The sequence below is a fragment of the Trinickia sp. NRRL B-1857 genome, assembly GCF_050470685.1.
In the GTDB taxonomy this organism is placed as follows: Bacteria; Pseudomonadota; Gammaproteobacteria; order Burkholderiales; family Burkholderiaceae; genus Trinickia.
On sequence record NZ_JBFLUK010000011.1, the window covers coordinates 2,227,028 to 2,244,525 of the forward strand.

At 59.7% G+C, this 17,498-nt stretch carries 23 protein-coding genes; 9 read left to right on the forward strand and 14 right to left on the reverse strand.

All coding sequences use genetic code 11. From position 1 onward, the window contains the following. Positions 1 to 93: 93 nt before the first annotated feature. The 4 genes from AB1286_RS30320 to AB1286_RS30335 all read right to left on the reverse strand — a co-directional run bounded on the left by AB1286_RS30320 (position 94) and on the right by AB1286_RS30335 (position 2,681). A complete protein-coding gene (locus tag AB1286_RS30320; RefSeq protein WP_430366884.1) occupies positions 94 to 435 on the reverse strand; it encodes a hypothetical protein in 342 nt (113 codons plus the stop codon). Between the two features lie 24 nt (positions 436 to 459). Continuing rightward, positions 460 to 1,593, reverse strand: a complete 1,134-nt coding sequence (locus AB1286_RS30325) for a porin (RefSeq protein ID WP_430366885.1) — start codon at positions 1,591 to 1,593, stop codon at positions 460 to 462. Positions 1,594 to 1,754: 161 nt separating this feature from the next. After that, entirely contained in the window at positions 1,755 to 2,048 is a 294-nt protein-coding gene (locus AB1286_RS30330) for a sugar ABC transporter permease (RefSeq protein ID WP_430366886.1), read from the reverse strand. Positions 2,049 to 2,276: 228 nt separating this feature from the next. Further along, positions 2,277 to 2,681 (reverse strand): universal stress protein, encoded by a 405-nt coding sequence (locus AB1286_RS30335; protein WP_430367365.1) that lies wholly within the window; start codon positions 2,679 to 2,681, stop codon positions 2,277 to 2,279. Between AB1286_RS30335 and AB1286_RS30340 the strand changes: the two genes are divergently transcribed. Beyond that, on the forward strand, positions 2,562 to 2,813 hold the full coding sequence (locus AB1286_RS30340) for a hypothetical protein (protein WP_430367395.1): 252 nt from the start codon (positions 2,562 to 2,564) through the stop codon (positions 2,811 to 2,813). The two genes, AB1286_RS30335 and AB1286_RS30340, sit on opposite strands and share 120 nt — an antisense overlap. Here the strand turns inward: AB1286_RS30340 and AB1286_RS30345 are convergent. The 3 genes from AB1286_RS30345 to AB1286_RS30355 all read right to left on the reverse strand — a co-directional run bounded on the left by AB1286_RS30345 (position 2,788) and on the right by AB1286_RS30355 (position 4,341). Continuing rightward, a complete protein-coding gene (locus AB1286_RS30345) occupies positions 2,788 to 3,393 on the reverse strand; it encodes a lytic transglycosylase domain-containing protein (RefSeq protein ID WP_430366887.1) in 606 nt (201 codons plus the stop codon). The two genes, AB1286_RS30340 and AB1286_RS30345, sit on opposite strands and share 26 nt — an antisense overlap. 197 nt (positions 3,394 to 3,590) lie before the next feature. Next, entirely contained in the window at positions 3,591 to 4,004 is a 414-nt protein-coding gene (locus AB1286_RS30350; protein WP_430366888.1) for a (R)-mandelonitrile lyase, read from the reverse strand. Between the two features lie 10 nt (positions 4,005 to 4,014). Then, positions 4,015 to 4,341, reverse strand: coding sequence for a carboxymuconolactone decarboxylase family protein (locus AB1286_RS30355; RefSeq protein ID WP_430366889.1), 327 nt, complete (start codon positions 4,339 to 4,341; stop codon positions 4,015 to 4,017). Between the two features lie 108 nt (positions 4,342 to 4,449). Between AB1286_RS30355 and AB1286_RS30360 the strand changes: the two genes are divergently transcribed. Next, entirely contained in the window at positions 4,450 to 5,343 is an 894-nt protein-coding gene (locus AB1286_RS30360) for a LysR family transcriptional regulator (protein WP_430366890.1), read from the forward strand. A gap of 57 nt (positions 5,344 to 5,400) precedes the next feature. On the opposite strand, the gene AB1286_RS30365 is transcribed toward AB1286_RS30360, so the two are convergent. The 4 genes from AB1286_RS30365 to AB1286_RS30380 form a co-directional block, all read right to left on the reverse strand. After that, positions 5,401 to 6,354 (reverse strand): alpha/beta hydrolase family protein, encoded by a 954-nt coding sequence (locus tag AB1286_RS30365; protein WP_430366891.1) that lies wholly within the window; start codon positions 6,352 to 6,354, stop codon positions 5,401 to 5,403. Positions 6,355 to 6,387: 33 nt separating this feature from the next. Further along, complete coding sequence (locus tag AB1286_RS30370) at positions 6,388 to 6,795, reverse strand: VOC family protein (RefSeq protein ID WP_430366892.1); 408 nt, start codon at positions 6,793 to 6,795, stop codon at positions 6,388 to 6,390. Beyond that, complete coding sequence (locus AB1286_RS30375; RefSeq protein WP_430366893.1) at positions 6,782 to 8,656, reverse strand: M3 family metallopeptidase; 1,875 nt, start codon at positions 8,654 to 8,656, stop codon at positions 6,782 to 6,784. The genes AB1286_RS30370 and AB1286_RS30375 overlap by 14 nt, the downstream gene beginning before the upstream one ends. A gap of 137 nt (positions 8,657 to 8,793) precedes the next feature. Next, positions 8,794 to 9,588 carry a hypothetical protein gene (locus tag AB1286_RS30380; protein WP_430366894.1) on the reverse strand — a complete coding sequence of 265 codons (795 nt, stop codon included), beginning with the start codon at positions 9,586 to 9,588 and terminating at the stop codon, positions 8,794 to 8,796. Positions 9,589 to 9,765: 177 nt separating this feature from the next. Here AB1286_RS30380 and AB1286_RS30385 point away from each other — a divergent pair, with 177 nt between their 5' ends. Then, on the forward strand, positions 9,766 to 10,086 hold the full coding sequence (locus tag AB1286_RS30385; protein ID WP_430366895.1) for a pyrimidine/purine nucleoside phosphorylase: 321 nt from the start codon (positions 9,766 to 9,768) through the stop codon (positions 10,084 to 10,086). Between the two features lie 70 nt (positions 10,087 to 10,156). Here AB1286_RS30385 and AB1286_RS30390 read toward each other — a convergent pair whose 3' ends face one another. After that, entirely contained in the window at positions 10,157 to 10,774 is a 618-nt protein-coding gene (locus tag AB1286_RS30390; RefSeq protein ID WP_430366896.1) for an ATP phosphoribosyltransferase regulatory subunit, read from the reverse strand. 449 nt (positions 10,775 to 11,223) lie between these two features. Here AB1286_RS30390 and ald point away from each other — a divergent pair, with 449 nt between their 5' ends. From ald to AB1286_RS30405, 3 genes are all read left to right on the forward strand, one after another. Then, a complete protein-coding gene (gene ald / locus AB1286_RS30395) occupies positions 11,224 to 12,339 on the forward strand; it encodes an alanine dehydrogenase (RefSeq protein WP_430366897.1) in 1,116 nt (371 codons plus the stop codon). A 134-nt stretch (positions 12,340 to 12,473) separates the two neighbouring features. Beyond that, positions 12,474 to 12,668: an oxidoreductase-like domain-containing protein gene (locus AB1286_RS30400; protein ID WP_430366898.1), complete on the forward strand. Its 195-nt coding sequence runs from the start codon at positions 12,474 to 12,476 to the stop codon at positions 12,666 to 12,668. A gap of 21 nt (positions 12,669 to 12,689) precedes the next feature. Further along, complete coding sequence (locus AB1286_RS30405) at positions 12,690 to 13,070, forward strand: hypothetical protein (protein WP_430366899.1); 381 nt, start codon at positions 12,690 to 12,692, stop codon at positions 13,068 to 13,070. An 18-nt stretch (positions 13,071 to 13,088) separates the two neighbouring features. Here AB1286_RS30405 and AB1286_RS30410 read toward each other — a convergent pair whose 3' ends face one another. Then, positions 13,089 to 13,973, reverse strand: a complete 885-nt coding sequence (locus AB1286_RS30410; RefSeq protein ID WP_430366900.1) for an AraC family transcriptional regulator N-terminal domain-containing protein — start codon at positions 13,971 to 13,973, stop codon at positions 13,089 to 13,091. 189 nt (positions 13,974 to 14,162) lie between these two features. Here AB1286_RS30410 and AB1286_RS30415 point away from each other — a divergent pair, with 189 nt between their 5' ends. From AB1286_RS30415 to AB1286_RS30425, 3 genes are all read left to right on the forward strand, one after another. After that, positions 14,163 to 14,798, forward strand: a complete 636-nt coding sequence (locus AB1286_RS30415; protein ID WP_430366901.1) for a VC0807 family protein — start codon at positions 14,163 to 14,165, stop codon at positions 14,796 to 14,798. Positions 14,799 to 14,843: 45 nt separating this feature from the next. Further along, positions 14,844 to 15,587 carry an ABC transporter substrate-binding protein gene (locus AB1286_RS30420; RefSeq protein WP_430366902.1) on the forward strand — a complete coding sequence of 248 codons (744 nt, stop codon included), beginning with the start codon at positions 14,844 to 14,846 and terminating at the stop codon, positions 15,585 to 15,587. Between the two features lie 85 nt (positions 15,588 to 15,672). Beyond that, positions 15,673 to 16,452, forward strand: coding sequence for an SDR family NAD(P)-dependent oxidoreductase (locus AB1286_RS30425; RefSeq protein WP_430366903.1), 780 nt, complete (start codon positions 15,673 to 15,675; stop codon positions 16,450 to 16,452). On the opposite strand, the gene AB1286_RS30430 is transcribed toward AB1286_RS30425, so the two are convergent. Continuing rightward, positions 16,449 to 17,423 (reverse strand): GlxA family transcriptional regulator, encoded by a 975-nt coding sequence (locus AB1286_RS30430; protein ID WP_430366904.1) that lies wholly within the window; start codon positions 17,421 to 17,423, stop codon positions 16,449 to 16,451. The genes AB1286_RS30425 and AB1286_RS30430 overlap by 4 nt on opposite strands. Positions 17,424 to 17,498: the final 75 nt, after the last annotated feature.

Below are 17,498 nucleotides of genomic sequence, written 5' to 3' on the forward strand. Positions count from 1 at the left end.
CGTCGATGCGCCGGCGATCCCGGCTACCGCCGCGGTTCATTCTCTAAACGGCAAAACGCCGATCGGACGCATTTTAAATCGTCCGATCGGCGTTTATCCCCGAATCATCGAAGGATTCAACTCGACGTAGAGTTGGACCATCCATCGTTTTGGGCAATTCTCCCGAATGAGGATATCCGGCTCAGGTACGCGTCGCAACACGACGTAACCGCCTTTTTGCGCCTCGTGAAACGCGCGTCTCGCATCTGCCTGAAACCAAAAACCAGCCAGCATGGCAATGACAAAGCTGAACATCTGGATCATCTGAACGGAAACGTCAGGATCGATCCGCCGGGCAATCGTTGCAAACACGACGGTCAACACTTCATTAGCCAACATCGCCACAACGACGACTTTGGCAGCGCCACGAACGCGCATCAATGGATCGACCTTCATATTTCCGCCTTTTGCCCGGTGTGCTTAAAAGCGGTGCCGGATTCCGAAAGTCGCAGCCAGTTGGTTCTGCGTCGACGATGCGGCCAATCCGTTGATATCGGCCACCGATAGCGCCGAGCCGGCTGCCGCGCCGTACGCATGTTGATAAACGCTCTCGACGTACACATCCGTGCGCTTGCTAAGGGAATAGTCGGCCATCAACGTGAGTTGATGCCACTTCGGATGGGCCGACCCGCCGGAGCCGCTATATCCGCCTTCGGTGAACGTATAGGCGCCCGCTAGCGAAATCGCCGGGCTCAACGCGTAATGCGCATTGAACTCATAGTTGTTGAAATGCAGCCGGCTCATCGCACCCGACACCGCGCCGGACGACGTATCGTCGAACAACGTATGCGTCCACAAGAGACCGATCGTCGCGGGGCCGAACGTATAGTTGCCACCCGCGCCCATTACGCGCTGACGAGCGGCCGGGAAATTCGGCGCGTCATTGGTCGAAAGCGCGCCGTTCCCGATCGAGCCGCCGTTGTTCAACTGCATATAGGCCACGGCCAGATTGATCGGACCGTTGCTATACGACGCGCCAAGGCTATAAGCACGATCTTTCGAGAAGCCGCCTGGCTGATTGCTAAAACCGAACACGCCGCCGAATTGCACGCCGGCGTAGTTTGCGCTCGTATACTTTATCGAGTTGTTAATGTAGAACGAATCGTCGATGTTGTCGTTATCGAACGGGTGCGCGGCCAAGTTGTTGCCGTCGCCGTAGTTCGCCAGCGCAATGGCGCCGAGGTAATCCACGACCGAATCGTACTGACGGCCCAGCGTGACGGTTCCGTACTTATCGTCCTGTAGGCCGACGTAGGCCTGGCGGCCAAACATGCTATTGCCGTAGTAGCTCGAGCCGTTTTGCGCGTAGAAGCCGCTTTCCAGCCTGAAGATCGCGTGGAGGCCCGCGCCGAGATCCTCAGAACCCTTTAAACCCCAGACAGCGTTCGACAGCATGTTGCTGTTTTCTTGCCAGGCGCTATGGCCGCCTTGGTTGTTCGTGTAGACGATCCCCGTGTCGATCAACCCGTAGAGTGTGACGCTGCTTTGCGCGTGCGCGGATGCCGCTGCCCCGAAGGCGGCCAATGCGGCGACGCCGATGATTTTGTTCTTCACTTAGAAACCCCAAAGTATTCAGTCGATACAAATAACTACAGCTCTGAATTCTATGGAGCTCATTCGCTCGACTCATCAAAAAAAGCACGTTGTTTTCGTAAAAATCGTGCAAATACGTCGCTAGGCAGCTCAGCCGGGACTCAAATTTCCCGGCATTTTCTCTAATGGGGTAGCGTTGCAACGGAAGAGCGGATCGGGCCGAACTCGGCTTCGGGCAGAGCGCCCATGATGAGCGTCATCGCTTGATGCACCCGCTGTGCGTGCAAGATGACTTGCAGCGTGGCGCAGTCACGCTTTTTATCGACGACCGCCGTGTAGACATCCAACTCGGGGCCTAGAACTTGATGAAGCGTGCGCCTTAAGGTCGAAAGCTCGCTGCTGCCAATGCGAATCGACATCGAGACCGTGCGGGTATCCTTGCCGTCGCTATCTTGCGGATCAGGATCGCTTTGCACCCGCGTCGATCGGCGTGACTCATTTGCGCTGAGGCTTCCCGTTGCGGCGTTTTCGTTGAGTGATCTCATCGTACCGGCGTCCGCCGTCGCTCCCTCTCGGAGCCGTGGACGCTATCTGTCGAACACGCCTTCAGTCTAGGTGGAAGCCGAGAAACGCCGTGTAAATATTCAAGTTAATCTTGTTAAAACTTTATAACCTTCTGCATGGCCTAGCCACGTATTCCGATATCAATGAATCATAGTCACGGGCTTCGAGCATAATCGCCACAATCGTGCGAACGTCCCCCATCTTCGAAAAAACCCGAGGCGTCCCGCGTCAAGCACCACGATGTCGGCATGATCGCTTGCGGCGTGCTCTGCGATCGTACGTTCCGCCGGTCCGAACACGCGCTTGAACGTGTAAGGCACGCCGGCGTCCTCCAAGATCGTACGCGTAGTCGCCAACGCATCGCGCATCGACCCTATTTCTCTACGACGCAAGTCTCCAGCGGAATGGAATGCCGCGGCGCGTCCTTGATTCGCATCCTTCAGCACCTCAATGAGTTCAACCTCCGATACGCACCGCTCGGCGAACAGGAAGGCAGCGTGACGCGCAGCTTCGGGCGCCCCGCCGCCGTTGAATATCGGGATCATGAGTTTGAGCACTTGCCTGCCTCACTAGGCTTGGTCGATAGTGATATTGCAGCAAACCAAGCGCAAAGATGCCGAAAAACTATTGCCCGCCCGCGTAAAAATATCGTCAATATTTGGCGGCATTTTCGTTGATGGAGACGGTAGGAGGCCTTCCACGAAACGCAACCTCGATTTGATTCAACCGAGTCGTCACACGAGCCGGGTAGCCTCTCGCCCCGCCGCTGTAGCGCACGAGCGCCCCATTCAAGTCGCCGTCGGCGGCCGTGAGGTACTCGTGAAGGATCGAAGACCCGACACTCACGTTCGTATCCGTATCCCAAAGCTGCGCAGCATGCCGTACCCGGTCTTTATGCTGAGATGGCAACACTTGCATCAGACCGACCGCTCCCGCTTCGCTCAGCGCATGGCGGTCGAAGCCCGATTCGACTGCGATCACCGCAAGCAACAGCATCGGCGAAAGGGCCTCGCGGCGCGCCGCGTCGATTACCGCGCGCCCGATTCTCTCCGCCTCCTCGAGGCCGACGTGAAATCGCAACGCCAATACGGTCGCAATATCGTGCGCCGACAAGACGATTCCGGCTGGCTCCGAGGGGGCGTGTCGGACCCGTCTCGAATCGACGGGTACCGCCAACGAATCGGAGGGCATCGCGACACTCGCCCCGGCTTGGGTCGCCGCGTCGGCCAAGCCATTGGCGAATGCGGACGATGCCATGGCAGCGAGCACAGCAGATACCAGGCTACAGAGCGTGCGACGGCCCGTACACCGTGGTCGGCCGGATTCGCCTATCATTATTTTCACCGCCTTACCCGTTGGGAAAGGATTCAACGGTATCCGAAGGCGGTAAAAGAATGCCGCAAAATCGGCGAGCTAATCCATATAAATTCGGTAATGAATCCGCGTCGGCCCACTCAACCGAGTGCCGTTGGTCCGGCGAAATACTGATCGTCGGTAACCGGTTCGAGCCACTCGACGTTCTTGCCGTCGAGCGCTTCTTGAATCGCGATATGGGTCATCGATGTCGTCGGCGAGGCACCGTGCCAATGCTTGTGGCCCGGTGGGCACCAAATCACGTCGCCCGCACGGATTTCCACGATGCGCTCGCCTTCGCACTGCGTCCAGCCACAACCGGCTGTGACGATCAACGTTTGACCCAACGGGTGCGTATGCCAATTCGAACGAGCGCCGGGCTCGAAGGTCACGCTGGCGCAGGACACGCGCGCCGGCGGCGGCGGTGCGTTCAGCGGATCGATCCGCACCGTGCCAGTGAACCATTGCGCTGGCCCCTTGATCGACGGCTGCGAGCCGGGTCGTTTCAATTGCATAGCGTTTTTCTCACTTGTTCGTAGCTGGAATGAGTTCTTTAAACTTGGCCAGGGCCGACATTGCGCTCGGCCAGCCGGCGTAGAAGGCGAGATGGGTGATCATCTCGATCAGTTCGTCGGGCGTCACCCCGTTTATGACCGCGCGCGGGAAATGGAAATTCATTTGTTCGGTCTTTCCCTGTGCGATCAACGCCGCGCAAGTGATGAGACTGCGATCGCGCTTGGACAAATCCGGGCGCTCCCAAACATCGCCAAAAAGCACGTCGTCGCTCAGTTCGGCCAGCTTGGGCGCCACCGCGCCGAATGACTCGCGTGCCGTTGTCGGTTTAGTCGACATGTCGCTCTCCTAGTTCGTTGTGTTAGGGAAGAAGCCTCTCAGTTTGCACAACCCCGAGGCGTCCGGCTAGCCGTAGAATTCGCTAAGACTTATGAACGAGGCTCATCAATGCTGCGCGAAAACGTTAGCGATCTTCTCGCCTTTATCGCGGTGGCACGCGAAGGCAGCTTTACCCGCGCCAGCGCAAAGCTGGGCGTGACGCAAAGCGCGCTGAGCCACACGTTGCGCGCGTTGGAGGCGCGCATGGGCGTACGGCTGTTGAACCGGACCACGCGCAGCGTCGCGCCCACCGCCGCGGGCGAACGCTTGTTGCGAACCGTTGCACCGCGCTTCGAAGAGATCGAAACCGAGTTGGCCGCGATCGTCGAAACGCGCGGCAAGCCGGCCGGCACGATCAGAATCACCACGACGGACTACGCCGCCGATACCGTCCTGCTGCCCCGCCTAGCCAAGGTATTGCCGGACTATCCGGACATCAAAGTCGAATTAGTGGTGGACTATGGGTTGACGGATATCGTCGCCGAGCGCTTCGACATCGGCGTGCGCTGGGGCGATCAAGTGGCGAAAGATATGATCGCGGTTCGAATCGCGCCCGATGCCCGGCTCGCGATCGTCGGCTCTCCGGCTTACCTCGAGCAACATCCGATACCGAAGCAGCCGAAAGACTTGCTCAAACATAACTGCATCACCCTGCGCCTACCCACGCGCGGGGGACTGTACGCGTGGGAATTGAAGAAGGGGAAGCGCCAAACGCAAGTGCGCGTGGACGGACAATTTACGTTCAACGGCACCTATCAGATGCTGAACGCGGCGATCGCAGGCACTGGCCTGGCGTTCGTCCCCGAGGACCTCGCGCGGCCTCACGTGGAGGATGGGCGGCTTAGATGGGTACTCGAAGAGTGGTTTCCAACGTTCCCCGGCTTGCATATCTTCTATCCGAGCCGGCGCGAATATTCGAAAGCGTTGTCGATCGTGGTCGATGCGCTGCGCGATGGCGCTTAAGCGCGGCCGACTAGGAGCCGGACTTCGATCTACCCGGCCGCAGCAGCCATCCGCGGTTCAGTTCAAATGCGCCTCGAAGAATTGCAATACCTCCTGATCGAGCGCTCGATGAAACGTTGCGCGATCGAATGCTTTGGCGTCGACGCATAGCTGGGGCGTAGCCTTCGCAAGTTGGAGGCTGCACGGCGCAAGAAACGCAAAATGCCCTGCTTCGGCTACCAAATGGTAATCGGGCTCGTTTGGAAGCGTATGGGCAAGCGCCGGCATCGTTTCCGGTAGCACGCCGTCGCCGCCGAACTGGGACGCCCAGAGTTGAATCGGCGCTTTTACGTCTTTCAAGCTTTTCGCGGTCGGGAACTCGTCGAGCGGATCGGCTAAAACGAACGCTTTGATTCGGGAATCGTGGGTCAACGGCTCGCGAGGTACCTGCTTGCGCCGCAATTGCCGGCAGATCGGAAGCTGCGGATCGGGACAAGGCACATTCGCGTGAAGGGGATCGGGATTCGCACCCGCCAACACCAGGCCGGTATAGCCGCCGCGCGAAAAGCCGAAGAAGCCGATTTTTTCAGCGTCGATACGCTGCGCATCCGGCGCCGCGCCAAGCATGTAATCAATCAATCGTTTGATATCTGCCGGGCGCTCGATGAAAACCGACATATCCGCGGTGCGGCTCAGGTCCGAATAGTTGTCGCCGGGATGATTGATGGCCGCAACGACGAATCCCGAGTCGGCCAACACTTCTGCCACATCGTGATGATTGAGCAGCGAGCCGGCGTGGCCATGAGAAATCACGACCAAAGGAAGGTTATTGCCGACAGTGGGGCAATTCGGCGTTGCATCTAGAACGTAGGGGCCCACCGTCATCTTTCCTGCGGCGGCAGCGCACGGTGTCCATATCGCCACCTTCAATTCCGGGCCGCCGGCGCTGGCCGGAATCTCGGCGAATTTGAGTCCAGCCGCCTGCGACATAGTAGCGAAAAGACAAAGCAATACTGTCAATATGAATCTCATGTAGCCTCCTCTCCGGTTCCAGCACCCGGTCGTCTATTTTCCGCGTGGCCAGCTATCAACCTTCCACGCCCCTTGCTGCAACACGATCCGATAGCCGTCCGGATCCGCATATGTGCGCCCCGCCACGTCCCAATACGGATTGAACGACCTCACTTGTACGAATCCATTGTCTTCGGCGCGGTCGCATAGCGATTGCCACTCCTCCCGATCGGGGACATAGAACACCATTAGGTCGTCGCATGTCGGGCTCGGCGTTACGGGATGCTGCGTGCAATACGTGAACTCAAAGTGATAGTCCATACCGGCGCTGCCCAGCATCACGCCGTCGAAACCTTTGTGATCCTCGAACCGAGAGAGGACCTTCAGTCCAAACGCGGCGCAGTACATGCGTTCCGCACGAGCTAGATCGGTGACTGGTCGTGCGATTCTAAGCGCTTGCATGACGAGACCTCGCGGAATGATCTTCGATCCAACGCTCGAATGCCGCATACATCCCAGACAAGGAAGCACTGCTATCTGCTATCCGTTCGCTGCCGTGCACTAACGAAATCGACGCATCGAGTTCGCTGGAAACCGGATCGTGTCGCATTCGGTCGCTTCGCTCGAATGCTTCCATCGCCTGCCCCCAAGCCGCTTCCGGTGAGCGATTGCATTGCGTGGCGAGATATGACGGATTGAGCGGCTCCCCAGTCAAAGCGATCAACGTTTGGTCCAACGTCGCGCTATTGCCGGGCGCCCAACAGTGTTCGGCAAGCAAAGGGCCGACTCGCGGGTTGTCGACGATATAGCCGAACGACTTCGTCAGATGCGCCCGAACTTGCGCGGCGGCCATCTTGGCCATCAAGTAACCTTGGTAGTAGACGGCGATGTCGTGGTAGATCGGATGCGGTGTGGCGAGCACATAGTCCGTGTGGCCGGGAATGCCGAGCACGCTTTGCGTCACCGACTTCGCCAACTCGAGTATGGATCCGGCGGTACGCTCGGCGTCGTCCATGCTGTACAACTCCCACTCGAAACACGTGGGAACGAGATCGCGCCGTTCGGTATAGGCCAGATAAGCCTGACGAGCTTGTACCTGAACTCGAATCGCCTCGTCAGGCATCGCATTTCCATCGACGTCCTTGGCATAGCGTTTCAACCAGCATGGATCGGTTGGAAAGGCGTCGAAGAACTTCGCTTGCGCCTCGAGCAAAGCGGGAGAACTCGGCGGAAACGCCTGCGAAAAACACGGCGAGTTCATTTTGACGTTGGCGAAATGCGCGGCATGACCGGCTTCGTGAAAGAGCACGGTTAGCGCCCGCAAACCCGCGCCCGGTTGCGTCAAGCGTGCGGTCGACGTGAACCTCACGTCCGCGGGAATCGGACCGAGCACGTCGTCGTGGTAGCCCGGCGTCGGGGATATACAGAACCCCGTAGGGAATTTCCCCGGCCGCTCCATTAAGTCGATCTCGATACGCGCGCCTCGGTACGACACGCCCAAACGTCGGAACGATTCCGCCCAGCGCTCCGGTGCCTTGCCAAGCGGGAAGTAGGCATCGACCTCACCGGCAGCGCCGCGCTGCATCGCATACGTAAGGTTATGCGGCAGCAACGCGTCGGGCCCATATTGTTCGACGAGACGCGCCAATGCACTCCGATGGGTTTCTCGCGTGCTTTTCTCGAACTCATCGAAAACCGAAAACAATCGTTCCGGTGTGAGGCCGCTGTTCGTCTTTAACCGATATTCGAAAAAGTTGCGGTAGCCAAGTTCCCGAGCAAGCGCGTTGCGCTTGCCGACGATATCGACGAAACCGTTCGCCAATACCCATTGTTCAAGGCCGTGCAACGCGTCATGCGAACTCTTGCGCGCCGACTCGTTGGGGTTCGACGCCAGGTTGTTTCGCAACGCCGAGGGCGACGCGTCTTCTCGCCGGCCGTCGGCGTTGACGTGGGTCATTTTGTACGCTTGACGTCTCGCGAACAGATCGGCGTCCAGCGCAGTCAGCTCACTCAAGATTTCAGCGGCGCGACCGTTCCCGATCGCGTTCGCTTCGAGGACGGCCACCCAGCCTCGAAGACCTGTCGTCAGAGCGTCGCGCTCGGGCGACGACTCTGTCGCCATAACGCGGGCAAGGTGTTCCCGCACGCGCTCAAGGCGCGCTGCATCGCCCGCAAATCTTTTTCGATTAAGCGTCGCCTCGGCAAGCGCCGCGTGCTCGCTGCTCCGACCTGTATAGACCGACCAGTACAGCTCACCCTCGATGCTTAACAGCCGCAAGTAATCGCGATTGAGTTCATCGAAAAACGAGCGAGCGAGTCTCATGAAAGGCGATCGAAAAGATAGCGGGCGTCGGCTCGATGCTTCTTGTTATTGCGGCGCCTAAGCGGGGATTCGATGGTATACGAAACGAAAGTTCTCTCGCGGTCCGTGCCGAGAAATCGGGGGGCGATACGACCGGCTCAGTCCTGCGTTGCGACGGGAAGTACGCTCGACTTCGCGGGTGCGTTCCTCGTCGCTTGCCTGGTACACCACTGCACGATCATCGCCGAGAACGCCGCTTCCGCGAATGCGATGAGCGGACGCTGGCGCGGTAGCGCGAATGAAAGCATCAAGCAAAACGCCGCAAACGAGAACCTGCCGAGAACCATGCCCCGAAACAAAGCAATGACGAATTGCTCACCATGGGCGCGATGGGAAGACACCGACAGGATGATTCCGAGCAGCGGGAATACGGCAAGCAAGCCGCTCCACGCGGGACCGGCCCAACCGGATATCGAAGTCACGATGAGCGTCAGGACCGCCCCGGCCGCCATCCTTCCCGCCAGATCGGCACGGGAAAGCGATCCGGCCCGTGCGACCGCATAACTTCGCGGCAAAAACGATTGCCCGAAGCAAACCGCGACAAGCGCCATGGCGGCAGCCCATGTAGCCGACGTGGGCAATAGCGATAGTCCGCACGCAGCGGCAAACCAAGCCATCAACGCGGCCGCCAATGCGACGGGCCATCCGCGCGAGCGGCAGGTCCAGGCATAAGCGAAATTGAATGCCTCCGATGCGAACACGGCGGAAAGCGAACGCTCTGCGGCATGAGCGCCGAAGGTCGGGCCATGCGAGAGCACAAGCAGATACAAGATCGGGCCGGCCACGACGGGTAGCCCCGCCAACCATCCGGCAATCGACGGCCCCCACCATTTTCCAGACATCGAAACGATCAAGAGGAACAGCGGAACAAGCGTGAGTTTCAGCGCAAGCATGCCGGGGCCGTACGTTCTTAAAGGGGCATCATACTCGGTCGGTCAGGGCGCTTGAGATCAACCCTGCCCGCAGTCGGTATGATGGCGGGTTCGCACTTGTGTTTAAAGCGCCCGCATTGCGCGCCCCGTAACGGTGCACCCAATCACCCACTCGCGACTAACAGGAGGAAGACCGCCATGACGGCAGCAACCCAATTCGATCAAGTGTCGGTTGTCAAACGAGCCAACGTCTACTTCGACGGCAAGTGCGTCTCGCACACCGTTCTCTTCCCGGACGGCAGCCGCAAGACGCTCGGCGTGATCTTGCCCGGTACTTTGAACTTCGGTACCGATGCGCCCGAACTGATGGAAGTGCAAGCCGGCCAATGCCGCATTCGCCTCGACGGAAGCGATCAGTGGACGACGTATAGCGCGGGACAGTCGTTCTCGGTGCCGGGGAAGAGCCGCTTCGACATCGACGTCATCGAAACGCTCGATTACGTTTGCAGCTACCTGTAAGCCACGTTATGCCGGCGGCGCGCGCGTTTTGCGCGCGTTCGCCGTCAGATCGAAGCCCGGCCCTAGGGCTTCACTCCAACAATCGCTGCATCGACATCGCTAGCGATAGCCGTTCAAGGCCGATGCCGAAACCGGCCCCCTCTCGATACGCCCCGCCCCCGGCCACTTGCTGCTGCGCGCCCAGTTCGCTACAGCGCATCTCGAAGCCTTGTCCGTCGAGGTAATAGCTGAGCCCTCGTCTAGCCGCACTATCGAATGCGTAGCAAAGGCCCAATGAGTCGAAGAAGCCTTTCGCGATGGTTTGGCTAACCTCCAATGCCCGCTGAGGCTCCTCGCACAGATATTCGAATCCGAGTTGCGTGAACTCGCGGTAACGTCCCGCCTGTGGGCGCTCATATCGATAACAGCGCGCGATGTAGAAAAGCAAGCGCTCCGGCTTCCCGTCGAGCAATTCACGAGCTTTCTCTTGAAAGAGTGCAGTGGCTTCCGGAATCAGGCAACACGGGCGCCCCTTCTTGTCGGGAAAGGCCCACATCTGATCGATGATTTCACTGCCGCCGGTTTTCTCGATGAACGTATCTTGCGACCACAAAGCCGGAACGATCGCCTCCTGCGCACCGCTATCGATGAAGGTAACTCCGGAAACGGCTCTCGAGCATCCGCATGGCAGCGGCTTGTTTTCCAACAACGAAACGGGTTCCGCGAAGCATCGTCATAATTACTCCGTATCAATAAAAAAAGGCGCCATTCGAATGAATTAGCGCCTTGGTTTTTTCACTTGAGTCAGGGTCTTCGTGATCCCTGCATTCAGTGCTATGGACGTAACGAACCACGGCGCGGTTTTGAGCGGCCGTGATGGTGGCGAGCGTAGAAGCGTTCGTTACAAGGTTCCATAGGGCGATCATCGCAGAAGTGCCGTGCGCTGGAAAGCCCTCTCGCTACGCGAACCGCACCGCGCCATCGCGTACAACGGCGTAGTATGTCGTTCAGCAGGCGATGCCCATGCCATTCAGACGCTCTTCGCATTCCCCTGCCAAATTCGGTCATACGCGCCAAAAACTTGACCGACGTCATCCCAGGCCACAAGCCTAGGCTGAAAATTCGATCGATCGATTCCGTACACGGAGGAGGTGCATCATGCTGGTCGGCATTCCCAAAGAGATCAAAAACCAGGAATACCGCGTAGGCCTTACCCCCGCGGGCACGCGCGAACTCGTTAGCCGCGGTCATCAAGTACTCGTTCAAAAAGATGCCGGCGCGGCCGTTGGCCTGCCCGACGAAGCCTACGTCGCCGCCGGCGCCTCGGTATGCGGCGACGCACAAGAAATCTTTGCGCGCGCCGACATGATCATCAAGGTCAAGGAGCCGCAGGCCGTGGAACGGGCGATGTTGCGGCGCGGTCAGATCCTCTACACCTACTTGCACCTCGCCCCCGACCGCGAACAGGCCATGGAGCTCATTGCCTCCGGCGCCGTATGCATCGCCTACGAGACGATTACCGGCCCCGGTGGAGGACTGCCTCTGCTGGCACCGATGAGCGAAGTGGCCGGCCGCATGGCCATTCAGGTTGCCGCCGCACATCTGGAGAAGCCCGCCGGCGGCATGGGGCTGCTGCTAGCCGGCGTGCCCGGCGTAGCCCCGGGACATGTGGTCATCATCGGCGGCGGGACGGTGGGAACGAACGCGTTGCAAATGGCCGTCGGCATGGGCGCCCGGGTCACGATCCTCGATACGAACGTCGACCGTCTGCGCCAGTTGGATTTGATTTTCGGCAACCGAATCACGACGACTTTTTCGAGCGCGCACGCCCTCGAACGATGCGTGGCGAGTGCCGATGCCGTCATCGGTGCCGTGCTGATACCGGGCGCGACCGCACCCAGGCTCGTCACGCGCAACATGATTTCGACGATGAAAAAAGGCGCCGTCGTGGTGGACGTCGCCATCGATCAAGGCGGTTGCTTCGAGACGTCTCATGCCACGACGCATGCCGAGCCGACGTTCGTGGTGGACGGCGTCATTCATTATTGCGTCGCGAACATGCCGGGCGCCGTCGCGCGAACCTCGACGTTCGCGTTGACCAATGCCACGCTCGCACACGCGATCGCATTGGCGAACAAGGGATGGAAGCGCGCGATGAGCGACGATGCGCACCTGCGTGCCGGTCTCAACGTATGCGAGGGACACGTCACCTACGAGGCGGTGGCGAAAGCGCTCGGCCAGCCGTATGTACAAGCAGCGGAGTTACTGGCATAGCGAGCCCGCAAACGGGCCTGCCGCGCGAGATAGCAAGCGGCTCGCGCGGCCCCTTCGCTTTAGATCGCTAGCCTGCCGATAATTGGTCGCCAAAGAAACTTATACTAAGCGCTCAAATTCATTTAACGAGCGCCGTGCCTAACGTTTCCGGCCGGGATTCGTCCATCGACGACCCTCGCCCCACACCGCCCAAGCGTCCCACGCAAGACGAGTGCTGCCATAGCGGCTGCTCGCCTTGCATATTCGAACTTTACGAAGAAGCGCTCGATCGATACGAAGCGGCGCTCGCGGCTTGGGAAGCCCGGCAAGCGGCACGTCGCGCAGATTGATCTTCGGCCGAGAATTCACCTATGCCCGCCACCATCCGCAACTCGCTTGCCTGGATCCTCGATGCGTTCGAACGCGACCCGACCTTTGTCCGCAAAAGAATGTTCAGCATGGACGCCGCCTATATCGACGCCCGGCTCTGCATCACCGCGGGCGACCGCAAGGAGCCGTGGAACGGCATGCTCGTATGCACGTCGCAAGACCATCATGCTTCGCTCATCGAAGAGATGCCTGCCCTGCAAGTTCATCCGGTGATCCGCAAATGGCTCTATATTTCGCAGGCTCATCCGGAGTTCGAAACGATTGTCGAGCGCATCGTCGCCATCGCGCTTGCACGCGACCCGCGAGTCGGTGTCGAGCCACAACCGAAGCGCAGCCGCAAGGCCGCGCTGCCGAAGGACTAATGCTTAAACGTGCAATTTTCAGGCGGTGGCGAGTGCGGCAATATCGCGCCGCGGCGGTGCCCCGAACATTCGAGCGTATTCACGGCTGAATTGAGAAGGGCTTTCGTAGCCCACGCGATACGCGGCCGCTTCCGCATTCGCCGCGCCCGTCAACATCAAGTGGCGCGCTTCGAGCAAGCGAAGCTGCTTTTGATATTGCAGCGGCGTCATCGAAGTCAATGCCTTGAACTGACGATGAAATGCCGACAAACTCATTTGCGCTACCGAGGCGAGCTCTTCGACTCGCACCGTCTCGGTGAATCGATTGCGCAGATCATGGATCGCGCTAACGACACGCTCCACGTGACCGTTCGCCAGAACGAGCTTGGCGACTTCCCCGCCGTGCGCACCCGTCAGTAGCCAATAGCCAATCTCCCGCATAATCATCGGCGCGATCACGGGAATGGCGCGCGGCGTGTCGAGCAATCGAATCGCGCGCTGCACGCAATCGGCGAGCGGACCGTCGAAGTCGGTAACGAATACGCCGTGTCCAAGCTCCCCTTCGGACATTGGGGGGCGATCCAATTGCTCCATCACCTCGCGCATCAAACCGAGGTCGAACTCGATCACCACGCAAAGATAGGGTTCGTCAGGGCTCGCCTGCACGATCCGACTCATTGCCGGCAATTCGACGCTCACGACCAGCGCTTGCCCCGCCCGATAATCGTATCGTTTGCCGCCGAACGTCGTCCACTTTGCGCCTTGCACGACGACGCACAGCGCCGGCTTCATCACGAGGTGCGATGGATGCCTTTCGCGATCGGCGCGCAAAATCGTCACGCCGTCGATGGGCGTAACGAATGGGCTCTGCCCACCTTGGCGCTCGGTATAGCGTTTGACGCTCTCTATCAGTGCGCGCGTCATTTAACTCCCCCATGCGATCGAGTATCGCAATGTTACTGCGCGTACGGAACGCTCGCTTGGGGCAAGGCTCGCGCGCACTCCTCAGCACCGCAATCGTCAGCGCAAAGCACACACTTTCCGCTAAGTGCTTTTCGCCTCATACTTCCTTCTTTGCAGTAAAGCCGTCGTCCAATAGAAGGCCTATTCAATATGAAAATAAAGACCGGCGTTGTCCTCGAGCTTGTCGTCAACCTTTTCCTGCCTTGGCTCGTGTATCGCCTGGCGCTACCCTCTCTCGGCTCGCTGGGCGCGCTCTACGCATCGGCCGCACCGCCGCTGATATGGAGCGTCGTCGAATTCGCGAAGGTACGGCGCGTCGACGCGCTCAGCGTCCTCGTGCTGCTCGGCATTGCCCTATCGATCGTATTGATGGCGCTCGGCGGAAGCCCCCGAATCCTGCTTGTACGCGAATCGCTCGCCTCGGGATTGATCGGCGTCGTGTTTTTGCTGTCGCTGCTGCGCGAGCGGCCGCTCGTGTTCCATCTCGCCCGAGCCACGGTGGCGCGTCAAGACGCGAATAGCGCGGGCCGGTTCGATGCGCTCTGGCATGAGCGGGCGCACCTCCGCGCGAATCTACGGGCGATGACCGCCATGTGGGGCGGAGCGCTAACCGCGGAGGCCTTGTTGCGCTGTTGGCTCGCATGGCATTGGCCTGTAGAACGGTCCCTAGCGGTCTTGCCGATCATCAGCTACGTCATCTACGGCGCGATGATGCTCTGGACGATTTGGATGCGCAAACGCATGCGCGCACGAGAAAGCAACGCGCTGGCCGCGCGAGCCGCGTAATCGAACCGGCCCAATTCCCCTATGCCCACTCCATCGCGAGCGCCCATGACCATCGACCCGTCTATCGTCAGCGCCTTCACGCCCACCGGCAAGCTACGTGCTTCGATCAATCTCGGCAATCCCATTCTCGCCCAAAAAGATCCCGAAACCGGCGAGCCGTTCGGCGTATCGATCGACCTCGCCCATGCGTTCGCGAAACGGCTCGGCGTCGACCTCGAACTCGTCGTGTTCGATACGGCCGGCAAATCGGTCGAGGCGGTCAGCGAAGAGCACGCGGATTTCGGCTTCTTCGCGATCGATCCCCTGCGCGGGGAAAAGATCGAGTTCACCGCCCCTTACGTGTTGATCGAGGGCTTCTATCTCGTGCGAGACGATGCACCGATCAACTCGAACGAAGAGGTCGATCAGCCGCATAACCGGGTCGCCGTCGGCAAAGGCAGCGCTTACGACCTCTATCTGACGCGCGAACTAAAGGCCGCGCAAATCGTTCGCGCGCCGTCGTCGCAAGCGGTCGTCTCTACCTTCCTCGAGCAAAACCTAGAAGTCGCGGCCGGCGTCAAACAGCAGCTCGAAGCCGATGCACAAAGAACACCGGGGCTTCGATTGCTGAATGAGCGATTCATGGTGATCCGGCAAGCGATGGGCACGCCGAAGCGCCGCGGCAAAGCGGCGGCGACGGCACTACGTAAGTTCGTCGAGGAGATGAAGGCCTCGGGATTCGTTGCCCAGTCGCTCAATAAGCATGGCATCGCCGGTGCGTCGGTGGCGCCGGCGGCCGAGCACGATTAGGCAAGAACGCGCCCCGATTCGGCATTTAATTCGATCCCCTGCCCCCGTAAGCTTGCGCTCATCTAGACTCACTTGGAGCGCAAACATGGCAGAGCAATCCGAAGCAAGCAAGCCGAACAAGATCGCAATCGTCACGGGCGGGAGCCGCGGACTGGGGCGCAACACCGTTCTCCATCTCGCGGCGCGCGGCGTGGATTCGATATTCACGTATCGATCGAATCAAGTCGAAGCCGAGGCCGTCGTACGGCAAGTCGAGCAAGCCGGACGGCGCGCCGTCGCTCTCTCGCTCGATACAGGCAAGTGCGCAACGTTCGATGCGTTCGTCGAAGATGTCGGTCGCTCGCTCTCGCGGTGGGGCGTCGAGGGCTTCGACTACCTCGTCAACAATGCCGGCATTTCGCATCACGCCTCGATCGAGGAAACGACCGAACAGGACGTGGACGACCTCTACAACGTGCATTTCAAGGGCGTCTTTTTCCTCACGCAAAAGCTGCTTCCGCTCATCCACGACGGCGGCCGAATCGTCAACATCTCGTCGGGACTCACGCGCGTCGCGGTTGCGGGCAGCGCGCCGTACGCATCGATGAAAGGCGCGGTCGAAGTACTCACACGCTACCTTGCGAAGGAACTCGGCCCGCGCCGAATCGCCGTCAACACGGTCGCGCCGGGCGCCGTCGAGACCGATTTCAGCGGCGGTATGGTGCGCGACAATCCCGAGATCAATCGCTTCGTTGCGAACATCACGGCGCTCGGCAGAGCGGGGCTACCGGACGACATCGGACCCATGATCGCCGCGCTGCTCGCCGATGACAATCGGTGGGTCAACGCTCAGCGCATCGAGGTATCGGGCGGCATGGCCATTTAGGCGGCGACGCTCTTAGCAGCGTGAAACCGCTTTCGATAGGCGGCGGGCGGCAATCCCACCCGCTGCTGAAAAAGCCGTCGAAACGAATTGCTGTCTTCGTAGCCCACCTGAAACGTAATGGCATCGAAACTCATGCGCGTGGATTCGAGCAATTGCTTCGCCTTCTCCAAGCGCAGCGTTTGCAAGTAAGCCAAGGGCCCGTACCCCGTCGCCTCCTTGAAGCGCCGCTTGAAATTCCGCACGCCGAAGCCGAACCGTTGCGCGACGTCGTCGATCAGCATGGGCTGGCCATAATTCATATCGAACCAGTCTTGCACGCGCAGCACCTCCGCGTCGCCGTGACTCTTCGGCATCGACCACATCACGTATGGGCTCTGATCGGTCCGCACGTTGTCGATCAACATATATCGGCTGCATAGTTGCGCAAGCTCGAGCGACGCGAAACGACGCACCAAATACAGCATGAGGTCCATCGCGGCGCTCGCGCCACCGCTCGTGATCACGCGATTGTCTTCGCAGAGGATTTGCTTGGCATCGAGTCGCACGTCAGGATATCGCCGCTCGAAGAAATCCGAAAACGCCCAATGCGTAGTGGCGCGCAGACCGGTGAGCAGACCCGATTCGGCCAGCAGGAAACTGCCCGTGCACATCGAAGCGACGACGGCGCCGCGGCCATGCTGACGACGCAACCATTTGCCGTGGCGAGCAAAGGTGGGCAAAGCATCCCGCAGCGTGAACATGAAGCCGGGAATCAAGACGAGATCGGTACCGGCGATCTCCGAGAGCGGCACATCGGGCTGCAACGTCTGCCCGCCGAACGTCGATACGTCGCGGCCGTCGAGCGAGGCTGTTTTCACCTCGAACAACGGCCGGTCGCCACCCGCAAAGATATTCGCGGCATGAAGCAACTCGAGCCCCATCGTGGCGCTCGTCGCCGAGCAATGCTCGGCAAGCAATAACGTGACGTGCATGGCGTATCGGTTTGCGGTTTTCGCATGTCTGAAGTCGTTACCGCAATTACCTTACCAGATTCGACCGTACCCGCT

What these genes read in the sequence shown, in the direction of transcription:
- AB1286_RS30320 (WP_430366884.1), bottom strand. Translation starts at nt 435, where the DNA reads ATGAAGGTCGATCCATTGATGCGCGTTCGTGGCGCTGCCAAAGTCGTC.
- AB1286_RS30335 (WP_430367365.1), bottom strand. Translation starts at nt 2,681, where the DNA reads ATGATCCCGATATTCAACGGCGGCGGGGCGCCCGAAGCTGCGCGTCAC.
- AB1286_RS30345 (WP_430366887.1), bottom strand. Translation starts at nt 3,393, where the DNA reads ATGGCATCGTCCGCATTCGCCAATGGCTTGGCCGACGCGGCGACCCAA.
- AB1286_RS30350 (WP_430366888.1), bottom strand. Translation starts at nt 4,004, where the DNA reads ATGCAATTGAAACGACCCGGCTCGCAGCCGTCGATCAAGGGGCCAGCG.
- AB1286_RS30355 (WP_430366889.1), bottom strand. Translation starts at nt 4,341, where the DNA reads ATGTCGACTAAACCGACAACGGCACGCGAGTCATTCGGCGCGGTGGCG.
- AB1286_RS30360 (WP_430366890.1), top strand. Translation starts at nt 4,450, where the DNA reads ATGCTGCGCGAAAACGTTAGCGATCTTCTCGCCTTTATCGCGGTGGCA.
- AB1286_RS30365 (WP_430366891.1), bottom strand. Translation starts at nt 6,354, where the DNA reads ATGAGATTCATATTGACAGTATTGCTTTGTCTTTTCGCTACTATGTCG.
- AB1286_RS30370 (WP_430366892.1), bottom strand. Translation starts at nt 6,795, where the DNA reads ATGCAAGCGCTTAGAATCGCACGACCAGTCACCGATCTAGCTCGTGCG.
- AB1286_RS30375 (WP_430366893.1), bottom strand. Translation starts at nt 8,656, where the DNA reads ATGAGACTCGCTCGCTCGTTTTTCGATGAACTCAATCGCGATTACTTG.
- AB1286_RS30380 (WP_430366894.1), bottom strand. Translation starts at nt 9,588, where the DNA reads ATGCTTGCGCTGAAACTCACGCTTGTTCCGCTGTTCCTCTTGATCGTT.
- AB1286_RS30385 (WP_430366895.1), top strand. Translation starts at nt 9,766, where the DNA reads ATGACGGCAGCAACCCAATTCGATCAAGTGTCGGTTGTCAAACGAGCC.
- ald (WP_430366897.1), top strand. Translation starts at nt 11,224, where the DNA reads ATGCTGGTCGGCATTCCCAAAGAGATCAAAAACCAGGAATACCGCGTA.
- AB1286_RS30405 (WP_430366899.1), top strand. Translation starts at nt 12,690, where the DNA reads ATGCCCGCCACCATCCGCAACTCGCTTGCCTGGATCCTCGATGCGTTC.
- AB1286_RS30410 (WP_430366900.1), bottom strand. Translation starts at nt 13,973, where the DNA reads ATGACGCGCGCACTGATAGAGAGCGTCAAACGCTATACCGAGCGCCAA.
- AB1286_RS30415 (WP_430366901.1), top strand. Translation starts at nt 14,163, where the DNA reads ATGAAAATAAAGACCGGCGTTGTCCTCGAGCTTGTCGTCAACCTTTTC.
- AB1286_RS30420 (WP_430366902.1), top strand. Translation starts at nt 14,844, where the DNA reads ATGACCATCGACCCGTCTATCGTCAGCGCCTTCACGCCCACCGGCAAG.
- AB1286_RS30425 (WP_430366903.1), top strand. Translation starts at nt 15,673, where the DNA reads ATGGCAGAGCAATCCGAAGCAAGCAAGCCGAACAAGATCGCAATCGTC.
- AB1286_RS30430 (WP_430366904.1), bottom strand. Translation starts at nt 17,423, where the DNA reads ATGCACGTCACGTTATTGCTTGCCGAGCATTGCTCGGCGACGAGCGCC.